Genomic DNA, 22,860 nt, shown 5'->3' with positions numbered 1-22,860 from the left:
GGATCGACCCCAGCTTCGACTTCGCGCCTTGCTCGCGGGCTTTTGAGTGGCAACGCATCCGATTCCAGAGGGGTCCACAGGCCCCTGGCAGAGTAGAAGAACGCGGCCAACCCGGCAAGGGCAGAATCGTTTGCATGCAAGCCCGATTGACCGCCCTCATTCTCTTCCCCCTGCTCGCCGCCACGGCCCAGGCCCAGTCTGCGCCGGCCGACGAGCTGAAGGCCATGCTGGCCGAAGTCAGCCCGGCCCGCATCGAGTCGCGCATCCGCCGGCTGGTGGCCTTTGGCACGCGCCATACGCTGTCCGACATCGCCTCCGACACCCGCGGCATCGGTGCCGCGCGCCGCTGGATCACGGCGGAGCTGTCCAACTGCTCCAGGCTCGCCGGCGGGCGGCTGCAGGTGGAGGAGCAGAGCTTCATCGAGCCGGCCGGCAACCGCGTGCCGCAGGCGACCGAGCTGGTGAATGTCGTCGCCACGCTGCCGGGCCGCGGTGCGTCGAAGAGCCGCGTCCTCGTCGTCAGCGGCCACTACGACTCGCGCAACAGCGACGTCATGGATTCCCTGGGCGAGGCGCCCGGCGCCAACGACGACGCCTCCGGCACGGCTGCGGTCATGGAGCTCGCCTGCGTGATGGCCGGGCGTCAGTTCGACGCGACCCTCGTCTTCATGGCAGTGCCGGGTGAGGAGCAGGGGCTGCTGGGCGCCGCGCAATGGGCACGCGAGGCACGTGCTGCGGGCACCAATGTCGAGGCCATGATCACCAACGACATCGTCGGCAGCTCGCGCGGCGACGCGGGCCAGGCCGACCCCAAACGCCTGCGCCTGTTTGCCGACGGCCTCGACCCGCTGGTGCGCCTGCTGACCGCCGCCAACGCCAACCGCCCTGCCAGCGACGCCGACGTCAGGTCCGTCGCTGCCATGCAGGCCGAGCTGCTGCCGTTGCTGCAGGCCGGTGGCAACGAGGACCTGCCGACCCACCAGCTCGGCCGCCACCTCAAGGCGGCCGCCGAGGCTGCCATGCCTGGCTTCACGGTCCAGCTCATCCAACGCCGCGACCGCTATCTGCGCGGCGGTGACCACATCCCCTTCCTGGAGCGTGGCTATGCGGCGGTGCGCTTCTCCGAACCCTTTGAGAACTTCGCCCACCAGCACCAGAACCCCAGGACCGAAAACGGTGTCGTGTTCGGTGACCTGCCCGAGTTCGTTGACTTCGCCTACGTGGCCGATGTGGCGCGCGCCAACCTCGCCGGCCTGGCCACGCTGGCCTGGGCGCCGGCGCCGCCCAAGGGCGTGAAGCTGGATGCGCGCGAGCTGACCAACGACTCGACGCTGGAGTGGCAGGCCAGCGACGACCCCGAGGTGGCCGGCTACCGCGTCGTCTGGCGCGACACCGACTCGGCCGCCTGGCAGCAGTTCAAGGACGTGGGCCGGGCCACGCGCTCGACGCTGCCGGTGTCCAAGGACAACGTCGTCTTCGGCGTGCAGTCAGTCTCGAAGAAAGGTTATGCCAGCCTGGCGAGCTACCCGCTGCCACGGCGCTGAATAGCGCTGAAGAACGCTGACGCCCGGTCGCCAAAGGCAACCCTTGCTTACTGCGGTGGGCGTGGCGATGGACGAATATTCAGCCGCCACCACCGCGAGGGCTGATGCATTGAGCATGACCGCCTTGCCCGTGTCGCCCCTGGCCGTCCACTGTCGAGCTGCGGCGATGAGGCGGTGATGGCTCGGGCGCGACAGCCGGTCCACCGGCTGCCGCGCCCGTTCTTTTAGGGCCTGTTAACACTACGGCAATGGGTCGCGAAGGCCCGCCGCCAGGGCCAATCAAGGCGCGGCACGCCGCCCGCACTCATGTGCGGGCCAGTGGCGCAACGCCGAGTGGCCCCTGGCGGCGGGCCTTCCCTTCGGGTTGTGGCCAGAAATGCCGCGCGCGGCGTTGCAAATGCTCGCCGGGTGTCCAACCCGACTCCGCTTTGCGCCTTGCTCGCGCCCTTTCTGGCCACAACGCGACCCGTTGCCGTAGTGTTAACAGGCCCTGGCTCAGCAGGGCAGCCCCGAGGTCTGCGCCGAGCAGGACTGGCTGTCCAGCTGCAATACCAGGCCGTCAGGCATGCGGCCGATGATGCGCAGCAGTTTGTAGCTGTTGACATTGAGGGCCGTGTTGCCCACGGTTGCGCTTAGCGAGGCGCCGGTGGCGAAGGCGCCCTTGGTGGAACCTTCCTTGGTGACGACGCCGAGTTCCGTTTCGGCCAGTTTGCTGTTGCAAGCCGTGTCGGTGCAGAGCAGGGCGCGGTCTGGCAGCAGGTCGCCGCGCGGCAAGGTCCACGTCGGGCCATAGCTGATCTTGGCGTTGACGGCGCCCTTCATCCCGGTCAGGTCGGTGACCGCCTTGGCCACCAGCGCCGGCCAGGGCAGGCCGCTCTGGGTGGCGGCCGTGATGGGCAGCTGGCCGGCGAGTTCAATGCCAAGGCTGTCGCCATCCAGGCCGCCGAGCGGCGTGCCGCAGGCGCCGTCCTGGAACAGCTCGATCTTCAGGTTGCGGCCCGCGCGTACGAAATTGCGCGCCACGGCGTCGCCGGCAGCGCCCGCGGGCACCGGCAGGCTGACGATGTTGTTGCCGCGCGTGGCTCCGCTGAGCGGATCGAGGCTGGGTGTGCCGTCGCTGCTGCTGACGCTCCACAGGCTCAGATAGCCGCCAGCGCCGGCCTTCTTGAACAGCGCCAGCGGCACATCGGCACCGCTCGCGTCCTTCTGGCTGACCCGGGCGCACTGCAGCACACCCCCGCCGCTGGCGCTGATAGCGGGAATGCTGATATCCAGATAGCGCGCATAGCTGTCCGGTGCCGCGCTGTCGACGCGGCGCGTCAGCACCAGGCGGGCGGCGGCCGTGGCCTGCACCTCCAGGCGGTTGCCAAGGAAGGTCCAGCCGGAGGGGCGCTTCACGGCGGCCTGCTCCAGCCCCAAGCGCCGCTGGAAGCCCGCGGCGTTCTGATAGACGAAGCCGACGCGGCACAGCGGGTCACCGACACCGAAGTCGCAGCGGCCGAGCGTGGAGCGCAGCAGCTTCCCGCCGAACATGACCTCGCCCTCGCCCAGGATGCCGTTCATGCGCAGGCAGACCAGCTGCGCCGCGTCCTTGGCCCCAGTGAACGGGGCCGAGATCGCATCGACGCTGGCACGCGCATTCGCGTCGAAGATGGACTCCAGGCCGATCAACTTGCTCTGGCAGTTGTTGATGTTGGCCGTGGCCGTGATCAGCTTGGTGAACAGCGCATCCAGGCCTGTGAGGTCCACCCCCGCCGCTGCGGCGTCGAAGCCCAGGCTGCCCTGGGTCGTGTTGGTCTCCAGATAGGCGGTGCCTGCCCCAAGGCGGGACGTCAGCGTCACGAAGGCCTTGCTGTCGGCACCCAGGCCGACGGCGACGGTGTCCAGCATGCGGTCGTAGCCGGTGTGCGAACCGGCCGTCAGCGCGCCAGCCAGCAGATCGAAGTCGCTTGCCAGGCCTGCGTCGGCCAGGGCTGGCGCGAGCGCTGCGCGCAGGCGGGTCTGGGCGCCGGCCAGGGCGGTGTCGCCCAGGCCCTGCACGGCGCCGGTCATCAGCGTCTCGGGAGCCTGGTCACTGGCCAGCACGGTGATGGCACTGGTCAGTGGCGTCAGATGCAGCGTGCCGCCACTGCTGGTGACACCCCAAAGGCAGATTGGCTTGTCGGCGACGCTGCCACAGGCCTCGACGCGGAAGGGGCCGTCGCCACTCAGTGCAATCGGGCCGTAGGCACCGGTCGCGGCGGTGACGGGTTTGCCGGTGGCGATGGCCTTGCCGGTCGCGTCCAGCACGCGCACCGTGGCGCTGTTCAGCGCCAGCCCCGCCGCGACGATGCCGGACACCGGTGGTGGTGGCGGAGGAGGCGGAGGAGGCGGCGGGGGGGGCGGCGGTGTCGGCGTCGGCGAAGGAGCGGGCGACGGGCTCGGGCTCGGGCTGGGCGCGGGGCTGGGCGCGGGGCTGGGCGCCGGTGCAGGACTTGGCGACGGGCTGGGCGTTGGCGAGGGGCTGGGCGTTGGCGAGGGGCTGGGCGTTGGCACCGGGACCGGGACCGGCATGGGCAGCGGGCTGGGCGTGGCCGCTGGCGGCGGCGGGCCGGGCGCTTCGCTGGGCGCGGAGCCGCCGCCACCACCGCAGGCGGCGAGAGCCAGGGCCATGGGCCACGCATAGGCCGAGACCCGGCGCGGGGCCGGCGGCGGGGTCAGCGGGGTTGGGAAAGAAAGGTCAGCAGAGTCGGGCATCCGGCCAGCCGCACAAGCGGCACAACGGTCAGGGTTGACCCGACTTTAGGCCGCCGAGCCCGCTGGCGATGGCCGGAACTGCAGGTCCGGCGTGGCCTTTTGCGAGCTATCAGTCGCGGTGGCCGTGCCCGTGCCCGTGCCCGTGGCCGCGGTCGTGACGGCCGCGGTCATGCCAGTCGTCACGGCGCCCGTCGCGGTCACGGTAGACGACGACGTTCTGGCGGTACCAGCCGTCCTCGACGAAATAGACCGGTGCGCCGCAGGCGCCGTAATAGCCGCAGTGGCGGCGCCAGTTGTGGCGGTGCTCGGGCGGCACCCACAGATAGACCGGCTGGGCGCGGTAGGCCGGGCGGCCGATGATGACCGGCTGGGGTGCCAGCAGCACCGGTTGCGGATAGCGGCCGATGTCGACGCGCCCGTACACGCCCGGTTGGCTGAAGCCGATGGAGACGCCGACGTCCGCGGCCCGGGCGGCAGGCAGGGCCGCCATGGCAGCCACGCCCAGCAGAGCCGGGGCGATCCAGTGTGCGAAGGGGTTGCGACGGGTGGTCATGGGATTTCTCCTGAGGAATGCGGCGGTGCCGCTGCACCCAGTGAACGCCCCGCCGGGGCAGGTGGTTGTCAGTGCGCCGCCGCGGTGCTTGTAGGACAAGCGGTAGGCCCGCGTGGATGCGGCCCTGTCCTACAAGTCCTTGCCCGTCCTGCCGACGCGGCCCCGCTCCTGTGGGCTTGATGCTTGCCCGTCTTTGCGTCGGAGCAGCATCGATGAGCGAACCCCAGCAGACGGGTGTGCCCGCAGACGAGGCACCGCGGGATGTGCTCGCCGCTTCGGTGTCAGCCGCGCAGCTCGCGCTGGCGCAGAACGCGCGCTTCCTGGAGCGCTGCAGCCGCCTGGCTGGCGTCGGCGCCTGGGAATGGCAGGCCGGCACCGAGAAGCTGACGGTGTCCGACTCGGCCTGCGAGTTGCTTGGCCTGCCCATTGGCCAGGTACCGACGCTGGCAGCCCTGTTGCAGCGTTTCGGCCCCGATGGTGCTGCCATGTTGGACGCGGCCCTGCAGCGCGCTGCGGCAGACGGCGAGGGCTGGGATGTCGAGTTGCCGTGCGAGACCGGCCCGAACGGGCACCGCGTGCTGCGCGTGGTTGGTCGCCATGACGAAGACGAAACCGGCCGGCGTGTCGGTGTCGTCATGCAGGACGTCAGTGAACCCGCCAAGGTGCGTGCCGAGCTGGAGCGCACGCTGGAGCGCCTGGCCCTGGCCACCCACAGCGGCGGCATTGGCGTCTGGAATCTGGACCTGCGGGACTCTCGCCATGGCGAACTCACCTGGGACGACGCCATGTGGCGTTTGCACGGCGAGCCGCCGCGTGGCCAGCGCACCAGCCTCGCGAACTGGCGCAAGCGCCTGCATCCCGAGGACCGCCGCGCCGCCGTCATGGCCGTGCGGGCGGCCCTGCGCGACGGGCCCCAGCTGGACGGCGAATGGCGGGTCAGCTGGCCCGATGGCAGCGTCCATGTGTTGCGCAGCGCCGGTCGGGTGCTGCGCGATGCCGGCGGCCGGCCGCTGCGCTTGTCGGGCGTCTGTTGGGACGTCAGCGAGTCTCGCCGGTTGCAACAGCAATTGCAGGAGCAGCATGAGCTGCTGGAGGTCACGCTGCAATCCATCGCCGATGCGGTGCTGACCACCGATGCCCTCGGTCGCGTGACCTGGCTCAACCCCGTCGCCCAGCGGCTGACGGGCTGGGCTGCCGCCGAGGCGCGCGGCCAGCCGGCCAGCCATGTCTTCCTGGCCCAGCGCGAGGAAACCGGCGAGCCCTTGGCCGACCCGGTGCAGCGCTGCCTGGCCACCGGCCGGCCGACGCGCCTGTCTGCCGGTGCCATGTTGCTGAGCCGCGAGGGCGAACTGCGCGCCGTGGACGACTCGGTCGCCCCCATCCGCGATGCCGACGGCCGCGTGCTTGGCGCCGTGCTGGTCTTTCGCGACGTGACCCAGCAGCGCCGCCAGTTCGACGAGATCCGCTGGCGCGCCAGCCATGACGGCCTGACCGGCCTTGTCAACCGCGTCGAGTTCGGCCAGCGCCTGGCGCGCACGCTCGAGCGAGCCAAGCGCGATGGCAGCCACCATGCGCTGCTGGCTTTCGACCTCGATCGCTTCAAGCTCGTCAACGACCACTGCGGCCATGCCGCCGGCGACGAGGTGCTGCGCGAGGTTGCCCGCCGCCTGGAGGCCGGCGTTCGCGGCCGCGACACGGTGGCGCGCCTGGGCGGCGACGAGTTCGCGGCCATTCTGGAAAACTGCTCGCTCGACGAGGCCCTGCACGTGGCACAGAAGTTGTGCGACGCGATGGACCAGTACCGCTATGTGCACGGCGAGCAACGGTTTCGCATCGGCACCAGCATCGGCGTGGCCCCGCTGGATGGGCGCTGGCCCGATGCCGATGCCGCCATGCGCGAGGCCGATGCCTGCTGCATGATCGCCAAGGAGCAGGGCCGCAACCGCGTGCAACTGTGGGCGCCCGATGACGCCACGCTGCGCGCCCACCAGAGCGAGCACCGCTGGGCGACGCGGCTGCAACAGGCCCTGGACGAGGACCGCTTCGAGCTCGACCTGCAGCGTGTGCTGCCGGCCCAGGGTGAGGACGATGGCCGGCTGCGCGGCGAGCTGCTGTTGCGCCTGCGCGAGCGTGACGGCAGCCGTGTGTTGCCCGGCGCCTTCATGCCGGCGGCCGAGCGCTTCCATCTCGCGCCGCGACTGGACCGCTGGGTCTTGAGGCAGGCGGTTGACTTGCTGCAGCGCGGCGGCCCCCCGGAGGTCGCGTCGCTGTCCATCAATGTGTCGGCCCTGACGCTGCAGGATGCGGCCTACCACCAGGAAGCCCGAGCCCTGCTGACGGCGCTAGGCCCCACGCGTGCCGCGACCTTGTGCCTGGAAATCACCGAGACGGCCGTCATCACCCAGCTCGGCGAGGCGGCGAGCTTCATCCAGCAGATGCGGGCCCTGGGTGTGCGCATCGCGCTGGACGATTTCGGCGCCGGCGCCTCCTCATACAGCTATCTGAAGGCGCTGCCAGTGGATCTGCTGAAGATCGACGGCCAGTTCGTGCGCGCGTTGATGACCGACCCGCTCGATCAGGTGGCGGTGCGCAGCTTTGTCGACGTTGCCAGGACGCTCGGCCTGACGACGGTGGCGGAATGCGTGGAGACACCCGAGGTGCTGCTGGAGTTGGTGCGCCTGGGCGTCGGCGAGGTGCAGGGTTTCCTGCTCCACCGGCCCCAGCCACTGGCTGAGCTGCTGGTTGCCGCCGAAGAGACGATGCCCGCCTGAACTCAGCGGGCGGTCGCCTGCGACTCGCGGGGCGGCTGCGGCGCCACGTCGGCGCGCACTGGCTGGTCGCGGTCGTCGGCATCAACGGCCGGCGCTTCGGCCTTGGCGACGATGGTGGCGTCATCGGGTATCGAGGCCGGCGGCGCACTGTTGTCGCGCCCGTCCGCGACCGCGCGCAGCGACACCTGCAGGCCGCGCGACAGCTGCTGCTGCCAGCCGTGCAGGGTGTCCGCCGCCTTGTGCATGACGGCACTCAGCTGCACGTCCAGCGGGCGCGGGTCGTCGACCATGTCCACGCCGGCGCTGGCCCCGAGGGCCGCGATGGCGACGAGCATGGCGGCTGCGTGGAAGCGGCGGCTGTGCAAGGGCGGTGACAGCGCGTCGGCGTCCCGCGACATGATGGACATGTCGGGTACCGGCGGTGCCGGCATCTGCGTGTGCCAGCCCTCGGCATGCGGTGATCGCGGGAATTGCATGGTGCCCTCCTGGCTGCGTCTGAGACGGTTACCGCGCGCTCTGTCGGTGCGGCGCCCGGGAGCAGTTTGGGTGCGCCCGATGCGGCGCCATGTCGGCTCGGGCAGGCTTGGCCTGTAGGACTTCAGGAAGGGCTGGGGCTGCCCAGTTCGCCGGGCGCGGTCACGGGGGCTGGCTCGGGTTCTGGATCTTCGCGCATCGGCAGGCGCGCCAGCACCAGCGTGCCGCGGCCGGGCGCGGACAGCAGCTGCAGCGTGCCGCCCAGGCTTTCGATGCGGTAGCGCATGCCCAGCAGGCCATGGTGGCCGGCCCCCACCGCTTCGGGGTTGAAACCCTGGCCATCATCGCGGATGTGCAATTGCAGCCAGCCATCCGATTCGGCCAGCGAGACGCGCACATGCTTGGCCTTGGCGTGGCGCAGCACATTGGTCAGCGCCTCCTGCACGAGGCGGTACATCGCCAGCCGGCTGGCCTCGTCACTGGGGGCCTCCATCAGCTCCAGGCTGAGCTGCAGGCCGGAGCGCTGCGCGAACTCCTGGGTCAGGATCTCCAGCGCCGGGATGAGGCCGAGGTTGGACAGGGCCGATGGGCGCAGGTCCTCGATGATGCGGCGCTTCAGCGCAATGCCCTGGTCGAGCAGCTCGCTCATGTGCTTGAGGCGCTCGTCGATCTCGGGCGCCGCGGTGCGCGTCATGCGGCGGATGCGCGCGACGTCGAGCTTGGCGGCCGTCAGCAGCGCACCGAGCTCGTCGTGCAGCTCGCGGGCCAGATGGGCGCGCTCGTCCTCGCGCACCGTCTGCAGGTGGTGGGCCAGCTCGGTCAGCTCGGCGGTGCGGCGGGCCACCTCGCGGTCCAGCCGGTCGCGTTCCTGCGCCAGCTCCTGGGCGTGCTCACGGCGGGCCGCGTGCAGGGCCTCGTTGCGGCGCAGGAAGATGGCCAGGCCGAACAGGCTGAGCAGCGTCAGCCCGTGCACGCCGATGCGGCCGTAGTTCAGCGAGCGCACGACGGCGTCGCGCTCGGTGGCAATCTGCGTCAGTTCGTGCTGATCGAGCTGGCCGACGGCGTCGCGCACCGCCTGCATCTTCTCGCGGCCGATGTCGGACTCGACCAGCCCGTGCCAGGCCGTGTCCTGCCCGTCGCGGTAAAGCTTGACGACCAGCTGCAGCTCGGAGAGTTTTTCGCTGGCGCGCCGGCTCGCGTCGGCCACCAGGGCCTCCCATTCGGAGCTGGCGTACTGGCCGCGCAGCCGTGACAACACATTGGGCAGCTCCTGCTCGGCCAGCTTGATCGGCGCGAGGTAATCGTCGCGCCCGGTCAGCAGATAGCCGCGCTGCGCGGTCTCGGCATCGGTCAGCAACTCGCGCAGGCGCAGGCCGTCGTTGCGCGCCTGGTGGCGGGCCTGGGACTGGTTCAGCGCCTCGTCAGCACCCCAGAAGGCGGCCTCGCTGACGCCCATGACGGCGGCTGCTGCCAGTGCCGCGAAACCGACGGCCAGACCGCGATTGCGGCTGGCGCCTTCCAGCCAGGGATCGAGATGACGCAGCACGGGCAGCCGTTCAACTGGCCGCGGCTGCAGGGCGCGCTGATGAGGCATGTTCGGCCAGTTCGGCGCAGTAGCTGATGAGGTCGTCGAGCTCGCGGCTCTTGTCAAACACCCGTTCCGCGCCCAGGCTGGCGCAGCGCCGGCGCATTTCCTCGGTGGCGTAATTGGTCAATACGACGCGCCGCGCCCGGATGCCGAGCTGCTGGGCGGCCTGCAGCACGCCCAGGCCGGTGCCGGAACGCAGGAAGACGTCGACGATGAAGAGATCGGCATTGCCGTCGGGGTCTCGGCTCATCCAGCGCACCGCGCTGGCTTCATCGGCCACCGAGCCCACCACTTCGACCTGAGCCAGTTCCTCAAGCGTCGCAATCAGGTTCTCAAGGATCACCGGACTGTCTTCGACGATGAAGGCTTTGAGTGCTGGCATGGCCCGACGGCGGCGCGAGGATGATGAGGTTGAAGTATGGACCGCTTCCGCGTCGGGCCGGCAGTGCCGGCAGCGCATCGCGCTGTAGGACTTCTCCTAGGGAAACTCCCTTGGAAGTCCTTCAGCGGCGGTCTTCAGTTAGGGTGTCGCACGGCGATGTCATTGCGCACGGCGACGACACCGGAGGTCTCGCGGGCCAGCTTCTCAGCCATGGCCTTTTCCTCGTACGACTTGGCGAAGCCGGACAGTTGCACCGTGCCCTTCAGCGTCTCGACACTGATGGCCATCGCGCTGACGGTCGGGTCGGCGGCGAACTTGCCCTTGACGCGGGTGGTCAACGCGGCGTCATCAACATAGGCGCCCACGGTTTCCTGGTTGCGGGTGACGGCGCAGCCGCTGGTGCCGGCCAGGGTGGCCGTGAGAGCGGTGGCGACGGCCAGAGTGAGGATGGACTTGTTCAGCATTGCAGTTCTCCTTGGATGGCGGCTTCACGGAGCCGCTGGAGCCACTATCGCGGCGCGCCACCACGGGCGGCATAGTCCCGAAGCGCGGCCCCCTGTCGGACTCGGCCGGCGTCGATGTAGGACTGAAGGTATCGCGGCGCGCCTTGCGGACTGCTACGCTGGGCCATCCCTCAACACCGCGTTCATCATGATCCGTATCGGCATCGTCGACGACCACGCCATCGTGCGCACCGGCTTGCGCCAGTTCCTGTCCGACCACGTCGACCTGCGCGTCACGGGCGAAGGCGCCAGTGGCCACGACGCCCTAGAGATGGCGCGTGGCGGCGAGGTCGACGTGCTGCTGCTGGACATCTCCATGCCCGACCAGAGCGGCGTGGACGCGTTGGCCGCCATCAAGGCGCGATTCCCCGAACTGCCGGTGCTGATCCTCAGCGGCTTTCCTGAGGCGCATTACGCGACGACGCTGCTGCGCCAGGGCGCCAGCGGCTACCTCAACAAGGAATGCGATCCCGACGAAATCGCCAATGCCATCCGCCTGGTGGCGCGTGGCCGGCGCTACATCAGCCCGGCGGTGGCGGAGCAACTGGCGGACAGCGTGGTGGGTGGCGGCAGCGCCGGCAATGCGCCCGACAAGCCCCTGCACGAGGCGCTGTCGGAGCGCGAGTTCCAGGTCTTCCTGCGCCTGGCCCAGGGCGAGACCGTGGGCCATATCGCCGAGGCGCTGTTCCTCAGCGTCAAGACCGTCAGCACCTACCGCACGCGCGTGCTCGAGAAGCTCAAGCTGGCGACCAACAGCGATCTGACCTACTACGCGCTGAAGAATGGGTTGATTCAGTAGCGGGGTTCGCCGCTGTCCCTGGGCGCGTCCTCGCCGAGGGTCCAGGGCAGCGCGCATTCATAACCCAGCTCGGCCTCGCTCGAGGTGGCGGCCGGCGACCACAGGCGCGTCAGCGCTGACCAGAAGGGGCGGTGCGGGCTGGATTCGGCCAGGGAGTTGTGCTGCAGCGAGGCTTCGATGGTCATGGGAGATTCCGGCTGAAGTTGGCGCGCCCAGCATCGCCAGGGGCGGGGGCGGCGTGTATCGGCCGGTGTCGCAGTGGCCTGTCGGAGCTGGCTGACAAGCCCGCCGTCTCGATCAGAATGCGGGCGTGCTGTCGCCTCTGTCCCTGCTACGCCTGAGCCTGACCTGCCTTGCGCTTGCCTTCCTGCCGGCGTCGGCCTGCGAGCTGCGCGTGCGCTGGAACCCCGACCCGCCCTACAGCATGCGTGACGGGCAGGGCCACCTCATCGGCATGCAGACCGAACTGGTCGAGCGCACGCTGGAGCGCATGCAATGCCGGGCGGTCTGGGTCGAGCTACCCTGGGCACGCGCCCTGGTCGAGTTGCAGGCCGGCCGCCTGGACCTGCTGCCCGGCGCGCTGCGCCGCCCCGAACGCGAGGCCTATGCGCATTGGGTCGAACAGCACATTGCCGTGGCCAACCGCCTCTTCGTGCGTGCCGGTCGCGAGGCCGACTTCGCCAGCGCGACGCGGCTGAAAGAGGCCTGGCGGCAGGGCCTGAAGCTGGGCGTGCAGATCGGGGTGGTCTACGGCCCCGACTACGCCGAGTTGCTCGCTGACCCGGCCTTTCGCGCCACGCTGACCCAGGCCTCGGCGCGCCGCAGCCTGTGGCAGATGCTGGAGATCGGCCGCGTCGATGGCGTGCTGGCCAGCGAGGCGACGGCGCGCTGGGAGCTGGGCGAGCTGGGCCTGGCCGGCCGCATCGTGCCCACGTCCGTGGTGGTGCCGCATGAGCCCGCGCAGCTGATGTTCAGCAGGCGTTCGGTCGACGCGGCCCTGGTGCAGCGCTACCGTGAAGCCAGCGAGGCGCTGGAGCGCGATGGCACGCAGGCGAGCATCGTGCGCCGCTACCTCGGCGACTAGCCAACCAGCGCCGCGTCGAGGATCTTTGCCGCCTGCGGCACGGCCAGCGTGCCAACAAGGCGGCCATCGCCGCCGAAGCGGGTCGCGATGAAAGCGTCCGCGGCAAGGGTGGACGATTGCTCACGCATCAGCAGGCCTTGGGCGCACAACACCAGGCCTTGCGCAACGCGGCGGGCCTGGGCTTCCAGTGCCGCCGGGTCGCCGGTCAGCAGGCGCCGCAGGCTTTGGGCTTCGGCGCGCACCGGGGCGTCCGTGCTCCCGTCAAACGCATCGAGCAGTGCGAAGGCCACCTCGGGCTCACGGGCGACGGCACGCAGCACATCCAGGGCCATCACATTGCCCGAGCCCTCCCAGATCGAGTTGACCGGCGCCTCGCGGTACAGCCGCGCCAGCACGCCATCCTCCACGTAGCCATTGCCGCCGAGCAACTCCATGGCCTCGCCGGTGCACTCGATGGCGCGCTTGCAGACCCAGAGCTTGGCGGCCGGCGTCATCAGCCGTTGCCAGCCGGGCTCGTTGCTCTCGAAGCCCCGAGCCAGGCGCAGCATCAGCCGCATCGCGGCCTCGCTCTCCAGCGCCAGGTCGGCCAGCACGGTCTGCATCAGCGGCTGCTCGGCCAAGTGCCGGCCAAAGGCCGAGCGCTCGCGGGCGTTGTGCAGCGCCTGCACGAGGCCGGCGCGTAAGAGCGCTGCGCTGCCGATGACGCAGTTCAGGCGCGTGTAGCCGGCCATCTCGATCAGCGTCGGGATGCCGCGGCCTTCTTCACCGAGACGCCGCGCCCAGGCGCCGTGGAACTCGACCTCGCTGCTGGCGTTGCTGCGGTTGCCGAGCTTGTCCTTCAGGCGCATCACCTGGATGGCGTTGCGCGCGCCATCGGGCGTGTAGCGGGGCAGCCAGAAGCAGGTCGGGCCCGCTTCGGTGCGGGCCAGCACGAGGTGGGCGTCGCTGCTGGGCGCCGAGAAAAACCATTTATGGCCGGTGATCGCATAGCTGCCGTCGGCCTGGCTCGCGGCTGCAGTCGTCACGCGGCGCAGGTCGGAGCCGCCCTGCTTCTCGGTCATGCCCATGCCGACCCAGATCGACGGTTTCTCCGTCAGCGGCCGGTCCAGCGGGTCGTGCTCACGGCTGAAGAACTTGTCGCGCAGCGGCGCGAACAGCTCGGGCTGCCTGGCCAGCACGGGAATGGCGGCCTGGGTCATCGTTGCCGGGCACAGCGAGCCGGCCTCGACCTGGCCATGCAGATAGCAGCCGGCCGCGAAGTGGGCCCAGCGGCCGGGCGTGTCGGTGGCGAAGACGTCGGCCACGAGGCCCTGGCGGCGGTACATGGCCAGCAGGGCATGCCATGCCGGGTGGAAGTCGACGAGGTCGACACGGCGGCCGCGCGCATCGAGCTGGCGCAGCTGCGGGCCATTGCGGTTGGCGTCGCGGGCCAGCTGGGCGGTCTCGGCGCTGCCGAGTTCGGCGCCATAGCGCGTCAGCGGCTCGACCGCCTGCGGCGCGGCCTCGCGCAGCGCGGCCAGCAAGGCCGGGTCGGAGGCCAGCAGGTTGTGGCCGACCCATTCGTCGACGAGGTTGTCAGAGGTGGACATCTCGGTGACTCCATCCCAGAAGACTTGCGGGACGAGCGACGGGCCGCTCCCTAGCCGGCCCGCGCTGGCGATGTGCTTGCCGGTCGCGCCGGCAAGCATCGCCGTCCCCCCGGGGGACCGGCCAACGTACCCGTTGGACGAGAGGCTTCATGTCAGTCCTGGACCCCCGGCTCGGCCATCAACTGACCCTTGCCGGCGCGCCGGGCTTCGTAAAGGGCCGTGTCGGCGCGGCGTTGCAGGTCGGCCAGGCCGCGGTCACCGGGGCGCAGCTTGGCCCAGCCGGCGCTGAAGGACAGCGCCATGCCCAGCTCGGCCGGTGCGCGTTCGGCCAGCGCCTTGCGCAGGCGCTGGTCCAGGGCCTGCGGGCCCTCGGGCAGGCAGCGCGCCATCAGCACACCGAACTGCTCGCCGCTCAGGCGGCCGGCGAGGTCGCCCAGGCGCATCTGGGCCTGAATGCAGCTGGCAAACAGGGCCAGGGCGCGATCGGAAAAATCCATGTCGCGCTCTGCTTGCAGGGTCGCGAAGTCGTCCAGGTCCAGCACCACCAGGGCCAGGGGCTCGTCGTAGCGGCGCGCCATGGAGATCAGGTCGACCGAGCGCTGGGTGAAGGCGTTGCAGTCCGCCAGGCCGGTCAGGCCGTCGGTCTGGGCCAGGCGCGCCAGCTCGGCCTCGGTCTGGCCGCGCCAAGCCAGTAGCAGCATCGGCAGGGCCAGCAGCAGGGCGAGCTGGCCGGCCAGCGCCAGCAGCAGGTCGGGCCAGGGCGCGGTGTCGCCGAGCAGGGTGGTGGCGGCGCGGCCCAGCATGGCTGCCAGCAGCGGCAGCACGGCGGCCAGCCCCAGCAGGCGCCAGCGCCGGCTGTTCAGGCCCTGCAGCACCGTGCTGCGGCCCGGCAGCATCAGCGCCACGCCCAGCCAGGCGAGTTGGGCGCCGAGCACCGCGTCAGCCAGGGTTTGGCCGACGGCATGCTCGTCCGCCAACAGGGCGTGGCCAATGCCCAGCACCAGCGGTGCAGCCGCCATGAGCCAGCGCCCCGGCCGCGGCGTCAGCCACAAGCCCAGGGCCCACCAAAGCGCGGACAGGCCGAGGCTGATGACGGCCAGGCCGACGCTGTGCAGGGTCGGCACAGCCATTCGATCGCCGTGGGTCGGGCTCGCCATGGCCAGGCCCAGGGCCAGGGCTGCCATGCCCACCTGGGCCCAGCGGCCGCCGGCATTCGCGCCGTGCCAGCCGATCAGCGTGATCAGCACCAGCGCCGCGGCCAGCGCCTGCATGGGCATCAGCGCGAACAGGGCGGCAGTGAATGTCATTTCTTGATGGGGATGGGGGTTTCGCGGCCGACCGGTACGGCGGTCACGCTGTTCTGCGGCGAACCGTCGATGAGGCGGTCGGAGTAGGTCAGGTAGACCAGGGTATTGCGCGACGCGTCCACCATGCGAACGATGCGCAGCCGCTTGAAGACCAGGGATATGCGCTCGTTGAAGACCTCTTCCTGGCGCGGCAGTGCCTGGCTGATGGTGATGGGGCCGACCTGGCGGCAGGCGATGGAGGCCTCGGCCTTGTCCTCGGCCAGGCCGATGGCGCCCTTGATGCCGCCCGCCTTGGCGCGCGACACATAGCAGGTCACGCCCTGCACCTTGGGATCGTCATGGGCATCCACGACCACCTTGTGGTCGGGGCCGATCAGCTTGAAGGCGGTGTCGACCGAGCCGATGGGTTCGGCGCGGGCCAGCGCCGAGGCGACGAGCAGGAAAACGAGGGCGGCTTGCTTCATCGGCTCAGTCTAGAGCGAACAGGCCCCGGCGGGGCTGGGCACCGCCGTCTGGCGCCCCGTGAAGCGCGGCTGCTCGGGGCGGCCGAGGTCGAAATGGCTGAGCTGGTCGCTGCGCTGGTTGCATACGAACAGGTGGCGGCCGGCGCGGCAGGCGCTGCGCGGGTAGCTGCCATGCACCCAGTGATGGTCCAGCAGGCGCGGGCGGCGCGGCTGGGCCAGGGCGATGACGGCCAGGCTGTCGTGCAGTCGGTTCAATGCGTAGAGATGGCGGCCGCCGGGTGCGACGAGCAGGTCGGAGGCGTAGCTGGTGCCGGCAAAGCCGGCCGGCAGTACGGAGATCTCGTCAATCAGGCGCGGGCCGGCCGCCGTCAGCTCGACGGTCGACAAGGTGGACGACTCTTCCTGCAGCACGTAGACCCAGCGGGCGTCCGTGGGATGGAAGGCGAAGTGGCGCGGACCCGAGCCCGGGCTGAGTGCGAGTTCGAAAGCGGCGGCCTTCGGCGCACCGGACTTGAGCGGCCAGACGAGCAACCGGTCGCGGCCCAGGTCGGTGCCGAGCAGCCAGCGGCCGTCGGGGCTGGCCTGGATCATGTGGGCGTGCGGTGCTTCGTGACCGCTGCTGGCCTGGCTGCCGGGCGGAGCCTTGGCCGCCTGTTGCGGGCCCGGCCGGCAGTCTGGGCCGGCGCAACTGGGCCAGCTCTCGGTCTCGCCGAGATGACCATCGGCTTGCAGTGGCAGCGCAGCAAAGCGGGCATCGCCGTAATGGGCAACCCAGGCGTGGCCGTTGCTCAGCGACAGCTGCACCGGGCCGCGGCCGCCGCTGGGCTGGCGCTGCACAAGTTCGAGCCGACCGTGCGCGTCCTGGATATAGACAGCGACATGGTCAGCGCCTTCCTCTGCGGCATAGACGTGGTGGCCCTGGGCTGCCAGCCAACTCGGGCTGCGGGCGTTGGCCGTCAGGCCCAGGGGTTTCAGGCCGCCGTCGGCGGCGATGGCAAAGCTGTAGAGGCCCTGGCCCAGCGGGGCATAGGTGCCGACGTGCAGGAAGCGCGGCGGTGGCGTGGCGGCGGTGGCGGGCATCAGGGCTGCGGCGGAGAGGCTCAGCAAATGACGGCGTTTCATGCGAACTGCGTCGTGATGGCATCGACAACGCGGTCGTCCTCGTCGACGACGGCCATCCAGGCCCATTTGTCGAAGGTCGTGCACGGGTGCGAGGGGCCCAGCGCGACGCGCTCGCCGACGGCCGGGCCGTCCCATCCGCTCGGATCCCAGCGCAGATAGGCATGCTGGTCATTCAGGCCGGTGACACGCCAACCTGCGGGGGCCTTGGATCGCTCGGCGCCGCGCAGATGCCAGACCGGCAGCGGCCAGCCGGCATCGAAGGACACATCACGCCGGCCGGCATTGAGCAAGGCCAGGCCCGGCTCGGGGCAGGACAGCACCTGGGTCCAGACCTCCAGCGCCGGCTGCAGGCTGGGCGCCGACAGCGGCGTGCCCATGCGCTCGTCCATGCTGCGCATATAGCGGCCGTAGTGCTCGTGGTCATGACAGACATAGCAGCCCGAGCGCAGCAGGCCCAGGCGGCCAGGCTTGCCGGCCAGCACGGGGGCGACGAGATCGAAGAGGGCCGAGCCGCCGCCGCTGAGCCACAGCGGCTGCGCATCGGCGTCGATCAGGCCCTCCGCTTCGATGTCGCTCAGCAGTGCCTCGATGCGCGTCTGCCATTGCTGCATCAGCGCGCGGTCGGGTTCGCTCTCGCCTCGGACCTGCAGGCCCTCGTAGAAGCCGATGCCGCGCAGCCGCAGTGCCGGGTGGGTTTTGAGTGCACGCGCCAAGGCCAGCGCCGGGCCATGCTCGCGCACGCCGCAGCGCGAAGTGCCGAGTTCGATCAGCACGTCGATCCGAGCCTCGCCTTGGCCCAGATCCGCCCAGTGCGCCGCCAGCAGATCCAGCTGTGCCTGCGAGTCGACAAAGAAGGCCAGCTCCAGGCCAGGGTGGCGGCGCCGCAGGTCCAGCAATTCGGCCAGCTCGGCCGCGCCGATGAGCTGGTTGGCGATCAGCGCCCGCCGCGCGCCAGCGGCCAGGCCCAGGCGCAACTGGTGCACGTTGGCGAACGTCAGGCCCCAGGCGCCGGCGTCGAGCTGGCGGCGGAACAGCTGCGGGCTCATCGTCGTCTTGCCATGCGGCGCCAGCTGCACGCCGCGCTGGGCCGCAAAGTTCTGCATCCAGGCGATGTTGTGGGCCAGGGCCTGCTGGCGCACGACGGCCAGGGGTGTCGGCAGCTCGTGCAGCGTCCAGCCGCGCTGGGCCACGTCGGCCAGTGGCAGGGGCGGCTGCAGTGCCGGAAAGCCTTTCAGCCAGGGACCGAGCCAGCCGGCGCGCGGGGTGTCGTCATGATCCATGGCGCCATCATCGCGCGCGGACGACGCTGAGGGCCTGCGGCAGCACGCGCACTGCGATGTCGGTGGCGGACGGCAGGGGCTCGCCGTCCACGGCCAGCGGCACGGACGCGGGGCTGGTCAGGTGCAAGGCCTTGAAGCGGCTCAAGCTCACCTTGGCATGACGCAGGTGCAGCCCGGTCAGCAGCAGCGGCATCATGGCCAATGCACCCAGCCGCCCGAAGGCGGCAACGCGCAGCAGCTGCAGCTCGCCGTCGTCCACGCGCGCGCCGGGTGCAGCCGGCATGCCGCTGCCATAGCTCGGCGTGTTCAGGCTGGAGGCGAACAGCATCGGCCCGTCGCTCAGCAGCTGGCCATCGGCCTCGACGCGCATCGGGTAGACGCGCAGCCGGCCAATCTCGTTGAGCGTGGCCCACAGATAGCGTGGCTGGCCGCGCAGCCAGTGGGGTGCGGCCTGGGCGCGGATGGCGATGGCCGCGTCGAAGCCGGCGGTCAGGCTGGACATGAAGAGCTGGGCGCCGCCTTCGGCCGTCGTGATCTCGCCCAGGTCCATCGCTGCGGCCGGCGCGCGCTGTGCGTGGGCCAAGGCCTCGCGCCAACCCATGCGTGCCAGGCCGAGTGCGCGGGCCAGGTCGTTGCCGGTGCCGCCGGGCAGGATGGCCAGCTGCAGCCGGCGTGCGACCAGGGCCGGCAGCAGCTGGTGCACGGTGCCGTCGCCGCCGGCGACGATGACGCGGCTGCCTTCGGGCAGGGCCAGCAGGCGCTGGCGTGCGGCGGCGACGTTCTCGGGCAGCACCAGCGGTACCCCGGGCAGCGCCTCGCGCAGCGGGGCGGCGAGGGCGGCGCAGCGGCCGTTGGCGGCATGCGGGTTCAGCAGGCACAGCGCCGGGGTCAGGGCAGAGGCGATCACGCCGGGCATTGGATTCGGCGGCGCGCCCTCACGCCATCGGCGCAGACCCTGCGGCGCAGTGTGCCGGCTCTGTCTACACTGGGTGTTACAACTCAACACAACCAACGAGGCGCCGCTCGCGCATGTCGCTGCACATCCCCACCCTGGTGCTGATGCTCGTGCTCGGATTCGGGCTGCTGACGCTGCAGCTGTGGATGGCTGGGCGCGGGGCACTCAGCCGCGGCGAGCTCAAGCGCCTGGGTTGGGCGGGGCTGGCCTTCAGCTTTGGCTTTGCCTTCTTTGCGCTGCAGCCCTGGCTGCCTGGCTGGGCTGTACTGCTGGGCGGCAACTGGCTGCTGATGGCGGGCCTCGCTGGTTTCGCAGCAGCGGTATCGCGGCATCTGCTGAACCGCGGCCTGCCGGTTTGGCACCACGGGTTGCTGCTGCTTGCGGCCTTGGCCGTGCCGGCGGTGCTGGACGTGTCGCAGCCGGTGCGCGCTGGCGCGATGTCGGCGGCCATGGGCGCGCTGCTGCTGCCGGCCACCCTCGCGTCGCTGCGGCTGGGCTGGCGCGGCGAGACGAGTTTTCGCGCCGTCTCACTGATGTTGCTGCTGGCCAGCCTGGCGCTGTGGCTGCGCGTGGGCTTTGCCGCCTGGTGGCTGCGTGCCGCGCCGGCCGACGCCGAGCCCTGGCAGGCCTGGAGCGGCGCCATCTTCATGCTGGCCTTCATGGCGATGCTGGCGGCGGGCTTCGGCTTCGTGCTGGCGAATTTCGAGCGTATGGCCAGCCAGATGCGCAAGCTCGCCAGCGTCGACGGGCTGACCGGTGCCGTGAACCACAACACGACGGTGTCGCTGCTGGCGCATGCGATGGAGCGTGGCCGCCGCGAGGGCCAGCCGGTCGGCTTCGTCATGCTGGACCTGGACCACTTCAAGCGCGTCAACGACCGGCATGGCCATGCCGTGGGCGACCAGGTGCTGAAGGCCGTCGCGGCCTGCACGCGCTCGCGGTTGCGCGGCTCCGACGTGCTCGGGCGCCTGGGCGGCGAGGAGTTCGGCCTCGTGCTGCCTGCCACCGGTGCCGCCGGCGCCAAACATCTGGCCGAGCAGGTGCGCCTGGCCGTGGAGGCGCTGGAACTGCAGGGCGACGGCGGCATGCCACTGCGCGTGACGCTGTCGGCGGGCGTTGCCGAAGCGGCCAAGAGCGACACGCCCGAAACGCTGATGCACCTGGCCGACAAGGCCCTCTACCAGGCCAAGCAGAAAGGCCGCAACCGCGTCGTCGTGGCCGACGACTGGATGCGCAATTCGACCTTGCAATCCGTGGTGGGTTGAGCCTCCGGTATTTGCTTTGCGTATTCGGGTCGAGCGCCGGGCCGCTCCCAAGCCGGCCCGCCATGGCGATGCTTGCGGCTCAATGCCGCAAGCATCGCCGTCCCCTCGGGGGACCGGCTAGATTGGCGCGCGTTCAGCGCTGCAAAGCTGGACGAGGGGCAATCAACAACTCTCGTATTTCCAGTTGCGTGATTTGCCGTCAGCGATCCACTCCACCGCCTGGGCGATGCGCTTGGTGCGTGTGTCCTCGCGCTTGGCCTCCAGCACCCATTCGAGGTAGTCGCGCTGCTTGCTGGGCGCGAAGGCGTCGTAGTGCTGCTTGGCCGCCTTGACCTTGCTCAGCGCCGCGGCGAAGTCGTCGGGCATCTCGAGCTGGGGCCGCGGCTCGCGATTAGGTTTTGCGGCGCGCGGCGCGCCGGCCCGCAGCAGTGCGGCGGCGGCCTTGACCTGCTTGCGCAACTCTGCGCTGCTGGGCAGGTCGGCCAGGGTCGTGATGCGGCCGAAATCGCCCATGGCACCGGGCTGTCCAGGTGTCGCGCCCTCGCGCTCCCAGAAGCCGAAGGTGCAGTGCACCTTGAAGGCCGACATGCCGCAAAGCAGCTTGTCATCCAGCGTGAAGTGCGGCCGGCTCCACTTGATGGTCTCGACGACGTCGGGGCAGGCTGCGTGCACGTCCTCGCGCAGCCGCGTCAGGATGGGCCGGGCGAACTCGGGCACGCTTGCCAGGTAGGTGTCGATGCGCGGATCGAGGGTGGGCATTTCACTCACTCCTGTTCAAGTGGTGCTCGATGCGCCGGTCCGGGATCAGCCACAGCGCCGCGGCGATGGTGTAACCCGCCAGCGACAGGCCGACGTGCACGAAGGCCAGCGCGATGGACACCAGGTAGATGACTGCCGAGATCTTGCCCTTCCAGTCCTTGCCCAGCGCCTGGGCCAGCACGGTGTTGTTGCCGGGGATGCAGATCAAGGCCCATTGCAGCAGCATGTAGGCCAAGGCGGCCATGACGAGCACGCCGCCATAGACAGCCACTGGCAGCGGCGCAAAATGGTTTTCGCCCATCCAGCCGGTGGCAAACGGCAGTAGCGACAGCCAGAACAGCAGGTGCAGATTGGGCCAGAGCACCCCGCCGCTGATCTTGTGCACCGCATGCAGCAGATGGTGGTGGTTGTTCCAGTAGATGCCGACGTAGACGAAGCTCAGCACATAGGACAGGAAGACCGGCCACAGCGGCTTGAGGGCCTCCCAGTCGGTACCGTGAGGCACCTTCAGCTCCAGCACCATGATGGTGATGATGATGGCGATGACGCCGTCGCTGAAGGCTTCGAGGCGGGTCTTGTTCATGCAGGCGGCGGGTTGTTTGGGCCAGTCTAGACTTCCGCCCCCTGATTGCCGCCTCCGGACTGACCCTTGCGACGCCTTCTGCCGCTCCTGTTCTTCGCCTGCTCAGCGGCCCTGGCCCAGCTGCCGACGCTGACGCTGGAGCAGTTGCCGCGCCCGACCATGCCACCGGGCGAGCGCGGGCCGGTCGTGCCGGCCCAGGTGGAGCGCTGGCGCCTGGAGGCCAAGGCACTGGAGTATGGCGACGGCGTCAGGCGCGACGAGGTAGCCGCTGCCAAGCTCTACTGCCGCGCCGCCCGCTATGGCGACGCTGAAGCCCAGTTCAGCCTGGGCTGGATGCTGACGAATGCGCGCGGCATCCAGCGCAACGATGCCGAAGCCGCCCACTTGTTCGCCGCCGCAGCCGAGCAAGGCATGGAGCAGGCGCAGAACATGCTCGAGCGCATGGGCGGCACCCCCCTGGGCGACCCGCCGCCCTGCCTGCGCCCGCCCGAGACCGACCTGCCGGTGGCTGTCGCTGCCCTGCCACCCGCTGCGCGCAATGCCAAGCCGCTGTCGCTGTGGGCGACGCTGCCGCTGCCCCAGAACGCTCCGCCGGCCATCGTCAACTACGTGAAGCTGCTGGCGCCCGAATACCAGCTCGCGCCGGCGCTGGTGCTGGCGGTCATGGCCACCGAGTCCAACTTCGACCCGCTGGCCGAGTCGCCCAAGCGGGCTCAGGGCCTGATGCAGCTGCTGCCCGAGACGGCGACGCGTTTCAATGTCATCCGGCTGCGCGACCCGTCGCAGAACATCCGCGGCGGCATGGCCTATCTGCGCTGGCTGCTGGCCTATTTCGAGGGCGACGTGATGCTGGCCGTGGCGGCCTACAACGCCGGCGAGAGGGCCGTGGACCGCTACCTCGGCGTGCCGCCCTATGCCGAGACGCGGCTGTACGTGCGCAAGATCATGGCGGCCACCGGCGGCCAGCGCCTGCACCCTTTCGATGCCAAGGTGACCGGCGCCTCGCCCATGCTGCTGCGCGTCAAGGCCGCCATGCAGAGCCTGCAGGCGCGCTGACTTCCGTGAGATCAATCACGGCGCGCTCGTGGCGCGCATCACGGCG

21 protein-coding genes are annotated in these 22,860 nt (G+C 70.3%); 6 read left to right on the top strand and 15 right to left on the bottom strand.

Features of this window, described 5'->3' with window-relative positions; genetic code table 11:
* Positions 1-134 precede the first annotated feature (134 nt).
* Positions 135-1,544 (top strand): M28 family metallopeptidase, encoded by a 1,410-nt coding sequence (locus tag ASC91_RS27195; protein WP_056205000.1) that lies wholly within the window; start codon positions 135-137, stop codon positions 1,542-1,544.
* 495 nt (positions 1,545-2,039) lie between these two features.
* Here ASC91_RS27195 and ASC91_RS27190 read toward each other — a convergent pair whose 3' ends face one another.
* Together ASC91_RS27190 and ASC91_RS27185 are read right to left on the bottom strand one after the other, a co-directional pair.
* Positions 2,040-3,884 carry a hypothetical protein gene (locus ASC91_RS27190; RefSeq protein WP_056204997.1) on the bottom strand — a complete coding sequence of 615 codons (1,845 nt, stop codon included), beginning with the start codon at positions 3,882-3,884 and terminating at the stop codon, positions 2,040-2,042.
* 505 nt (positions 3,885-4,389) lie between these two features.
* Entirely contained in the window at positions 4,390-4,833 is a 444-nt protein-coding gene (locus ASC91_RS27185) for a hypothetical protein (protein WP_056204995.1), read from the bottom strand.
* 212 nt (positions 4,834-5,045) lie between these two features.
* Here ASC91_RS27185 and ASC91_RS30835 point away from each other — a divergent pair, with 212 nt between their 5' ends.
* Positions 5,046-7,604 (top strand): EAL domain-containing protein, encoded by a 2,559-nt coding sequence (locus ASC91_RS30835; RefSeq protein ID WP_056204993.1) that lies wholly within the window; start codon positions 5,046-5,048, stop codon positions 7,602-7,604.
* A gap of 2 nt (positions 7,605-7,606) precedes the next feature.
* On the opposite strand, the gene ASC91_RS27175 is transcribed toward ASC91_RS30835, so the two are convergent.
* From ASC91_RS27175 to ASC91_RS27160, 4 genes are all read right to left on the bottom strand, one after another.
* Entirely contained in the window at positions 7,607-8,080 is a 474-nt protein-coding gene (locus ASC91_RS27175; RefSeq protein ID WP_157282181.1) for a hypothetical protein, read from the bottom strand.
* A 122-nt stretch (positions 8,081-8,202) separates the two neighbouring features.
* The gene (locus ASC91_RS27170; protein ID WP_082533059.1) at positions 8,203-9,672 is read right to left on the bottom strand and encodes a CHASE3 domain-containing protein; all 1,470 of its coding nucleotides are present in this window, start codon (positions 9,670-9,672) and stop codon (positions 8,203-8,205) included.
* Positions 9,635-10,048 carry a response regulator transcription factor gene (locus ASC91_RS27165; RefSeq protein WP_056204985.1) on the bottom strand — a complete coding sequence of 138 codons (414 nt, stop codon included), beginning with the start codon at positions 10,046-10,048 and terminating at the stop codon, positions 9,635-9,637. The genes ASC91_RS27170 and ASC91_RS27165 overlap by 38 nt, the downstream gene beginning before the upstream one ends.
* A gap of 134 nt (positions 10,049-10,182) precedes the next feature.
* Positions 10,183-10,512 carry a BON domain-containing protein gene (locus ASC91_RS27160; RefSeq protein WP_056204983.1) on the bottom strand — a complete coding sequence of 110 codons (330 nt, stop codon included), beginning with the start codon at positions 10,510-10,512 and terminating at the stop codon, positions 10,183-10,185.
* 187 nt (positions 10,513-10,699) lie between these two features.
* Here ASC91_RS27160 and ASC91_RS27155 point away from each other — a divergent pair, with 187 nt between their 5' ends.
* On the top strand, positions 10,700-11,350 hold the full coding sequence (locus tag ASC91_RS27155; protein WP_056204980.1) for a response regulator transcription factor: 651 nt from the start codon (positions 10,700-10,702) through the stop codon (positions 11,348-11,350).
* On the opposite strand, the gene ASC91_RS27150 is transcribed toward ASC91_RS27155, so the two are convergent.
* Complete coding sequence (locus ASC91_RS27150) at positions 11,344-11,535, bottom strand: hypothetical protein (RefSeq protein ID WP_056204975.1); 192 nt, start codon at positions 11,533-11,535, stop codon at positions 11,344-11,346. The two genes, ASC91_RS27155 and ASC91_RS27150, sit on opposite strands and share 7 nt — an antisense overlap.
* A 125-nt stretch (positions 11,536-11,660) precedes the next feature.
* Between ASC91_RS27150 and ASC91_RS27145 the strand changes: the two genes are divergently transcribed.
* Positions 11,661-12,434, top strand: a complete 774-nt coding sequence (locus tag ASC91_RS27145; RefSeq protein ID WP_056204973.1) for an ABC transporter substrate-binding protein — start codon at positions 11,661-11,663, stop codon at positions 12,432-12,434.
* Here the strand turns inward: ASC91_RS27145 and ASC91_RS27140 are convergent.
* The 6 genes from ASC91_RS27140 to ASC91_RS27115 form a co-directional block, all read right to left on the bottom strand.
* Positions 12,431-14,023 carry an acyl-CoA dehydrogenase family protein gene (locus ASC91_RS27140; RefSeq protein ID WP_056205292.1) on the bottom strand — a complete coding sequence of 531 codons (1,593 nt, stop codon included), beginning with the start codon at positions 14,021-14,023 and terminating at the stop codon, positions 12,431-12,433. The two genes, ASC91_RS27145 and ASC91_RS27140, sit on opposite strands and share 4 nt — an antisense overlap.
* Before the next feature lie 152 nt (positions 14,024-14,175).
* The gene (locus ASC91_RS27135) at positions 14,176-15,330 is read right to left on the bottom strand and encodes a GGDEF domain-containing protein (RefSeq protein ID WP_056204971.1); all 1,155 of its coding nucleotides are present in this window, start codon (positions 15,328-15,330) and stop codon (positions 14,176-14,178) included.
* Positions 15,327-15,794 carry a CreA family protein gene (locus ASC91_RS27130; RefSeq protein WP_056204969.1) on the bottom strand — a complete coding sequence of 156 codons (468 nt, stop codon included), beginning with the start codon at positions 15,792-15,794 and terminating at the stop codon, positions 15,327-15,329. Before ASC91_RS27130 ends, ASC91_RS27135 begins: the two co-directional genes overlap by 4 nt.
* 9 nt (positions 15,795-15,803) lie before the next feature.
* Positions 15,804-16,916, bottom strand: coding sequence for a beta-propeller fold lactonase family protein (locus ASC91_RS27125; protein ID WP_162247877.1), 1,113 nt, complete (start codon positions 16,914-16,916; stop codon positions 15,804-15,806).
* The gene (locus tag ASC91_RS27120) at positions 16,913-18,196 is read right to left on the bottom strand and encodes an alanine racemase (RefSeq protein WP_056204963.1); all 1,284 of its coding nucleotides are present in this window, start codon (positions 18,194-18,196) and stop codon (positions 16,913-16,915) included. The genes ASC91_RS27125 and ASC91_RS27120 overlap by 4 nt, the downstream gene beginning before the upstream one ends.
* 7 nt (positions 18,197-18,203) lie before the next feature.
* Positions 18,204-19,103 (bottom strand): diacylglycerol kinase family protein, encoded by a 900-nt coding sequence (locus ASC91_RS27115; RefSeq protein ID WP_162247876.1) that lies wholly within the window; start codon positions 19,101-19,103, stop codon positions 18,204-18,206.
* Positions 19,104-19,225: 122 nt separating this feature from the next.
* Between ASC91_RS27115 and ASC91_RS27110 the strand changes: the two genes are divergently transcribed.
* Positions 19,226-20,416 carry a GGDEF domain-containing protein gene (locus ASC91_RS27110; RefSeq protein ID WP_056204957.1) on the top strand — a complete coding sequence of 397 codons (1,191 nt, stop codon included), beginning with the start codon at positions 19,226-19,228 and terminating at the stop codon, positions 20,414-20,416.
* 162 nt (positions 20,417-20,578) lie between these two features.
* On the opposite strand, the gene ASC91_RS27105 is transcribed toward ASC91_RS27110, so the two are convergent.
* Together ASC91_RS27105 and ASC91_RS27100 are read right to left on the bottom strand one after the other, a co-directional pair.
* Positions 20,579-21,175 carry a YdeI family protein gene (locus ASC91_RS27105; RefSeq protein WP_056204955.1) on the bottom strand — a complete coding sequence of 199 codons (597 nt, stop codon included), beginning with the start codon at positions 21,173-21,175 and terminating at the stop codon, positions 20,579-20,581.
* A 1-nt stretch (position 21,176) separates the two neighbouring features.
* Complete coding sequence (locus tag ASC91_RS27100; RefSeq protein ID WP_056204952.1) at positions 21,177-21,758, bottom strand: TMEM175 family protein; 582 nt, start codon at positions 21,756-21,758, stop codon at positions 21,177-21,179.
* Positions 21,759-21,824: 66 nt separating this feature from the next.
* On the opposite strand from ASC91_RS27100, the gene ASC91_RS27095 reads away from it, so the two are divergent.
* Complete coding sequence (locus tag ASC91_RS27095) at positions 21,825-22,814, top strand: transglycosylase SLT domain-containing protein (RefSeq protein WP_235532122.1); 990 nt, start codon at positions 21,825-21,827, stop codon at positions 22,812-22,814.
* Positions 22,815-22,860: the final 46 nt, after the last annotated feature.

Origin of the sequence: Pelomonas sp. Root1237 (assembly GCF_001425055.1) — a bacterium.
In the GTDB taxonomy this organism is placed as follows: Bacteria; Pseudomonadota; Gammaproteobacteria; order Burkholderiales; family Burkholderiaceae_C; genus Pelomonas.
The sequence above is the reverse complement of the archived record's forward strand: the minus strand, read 5'-3'. Positions and strand labels throughout refer to the sequence as shown.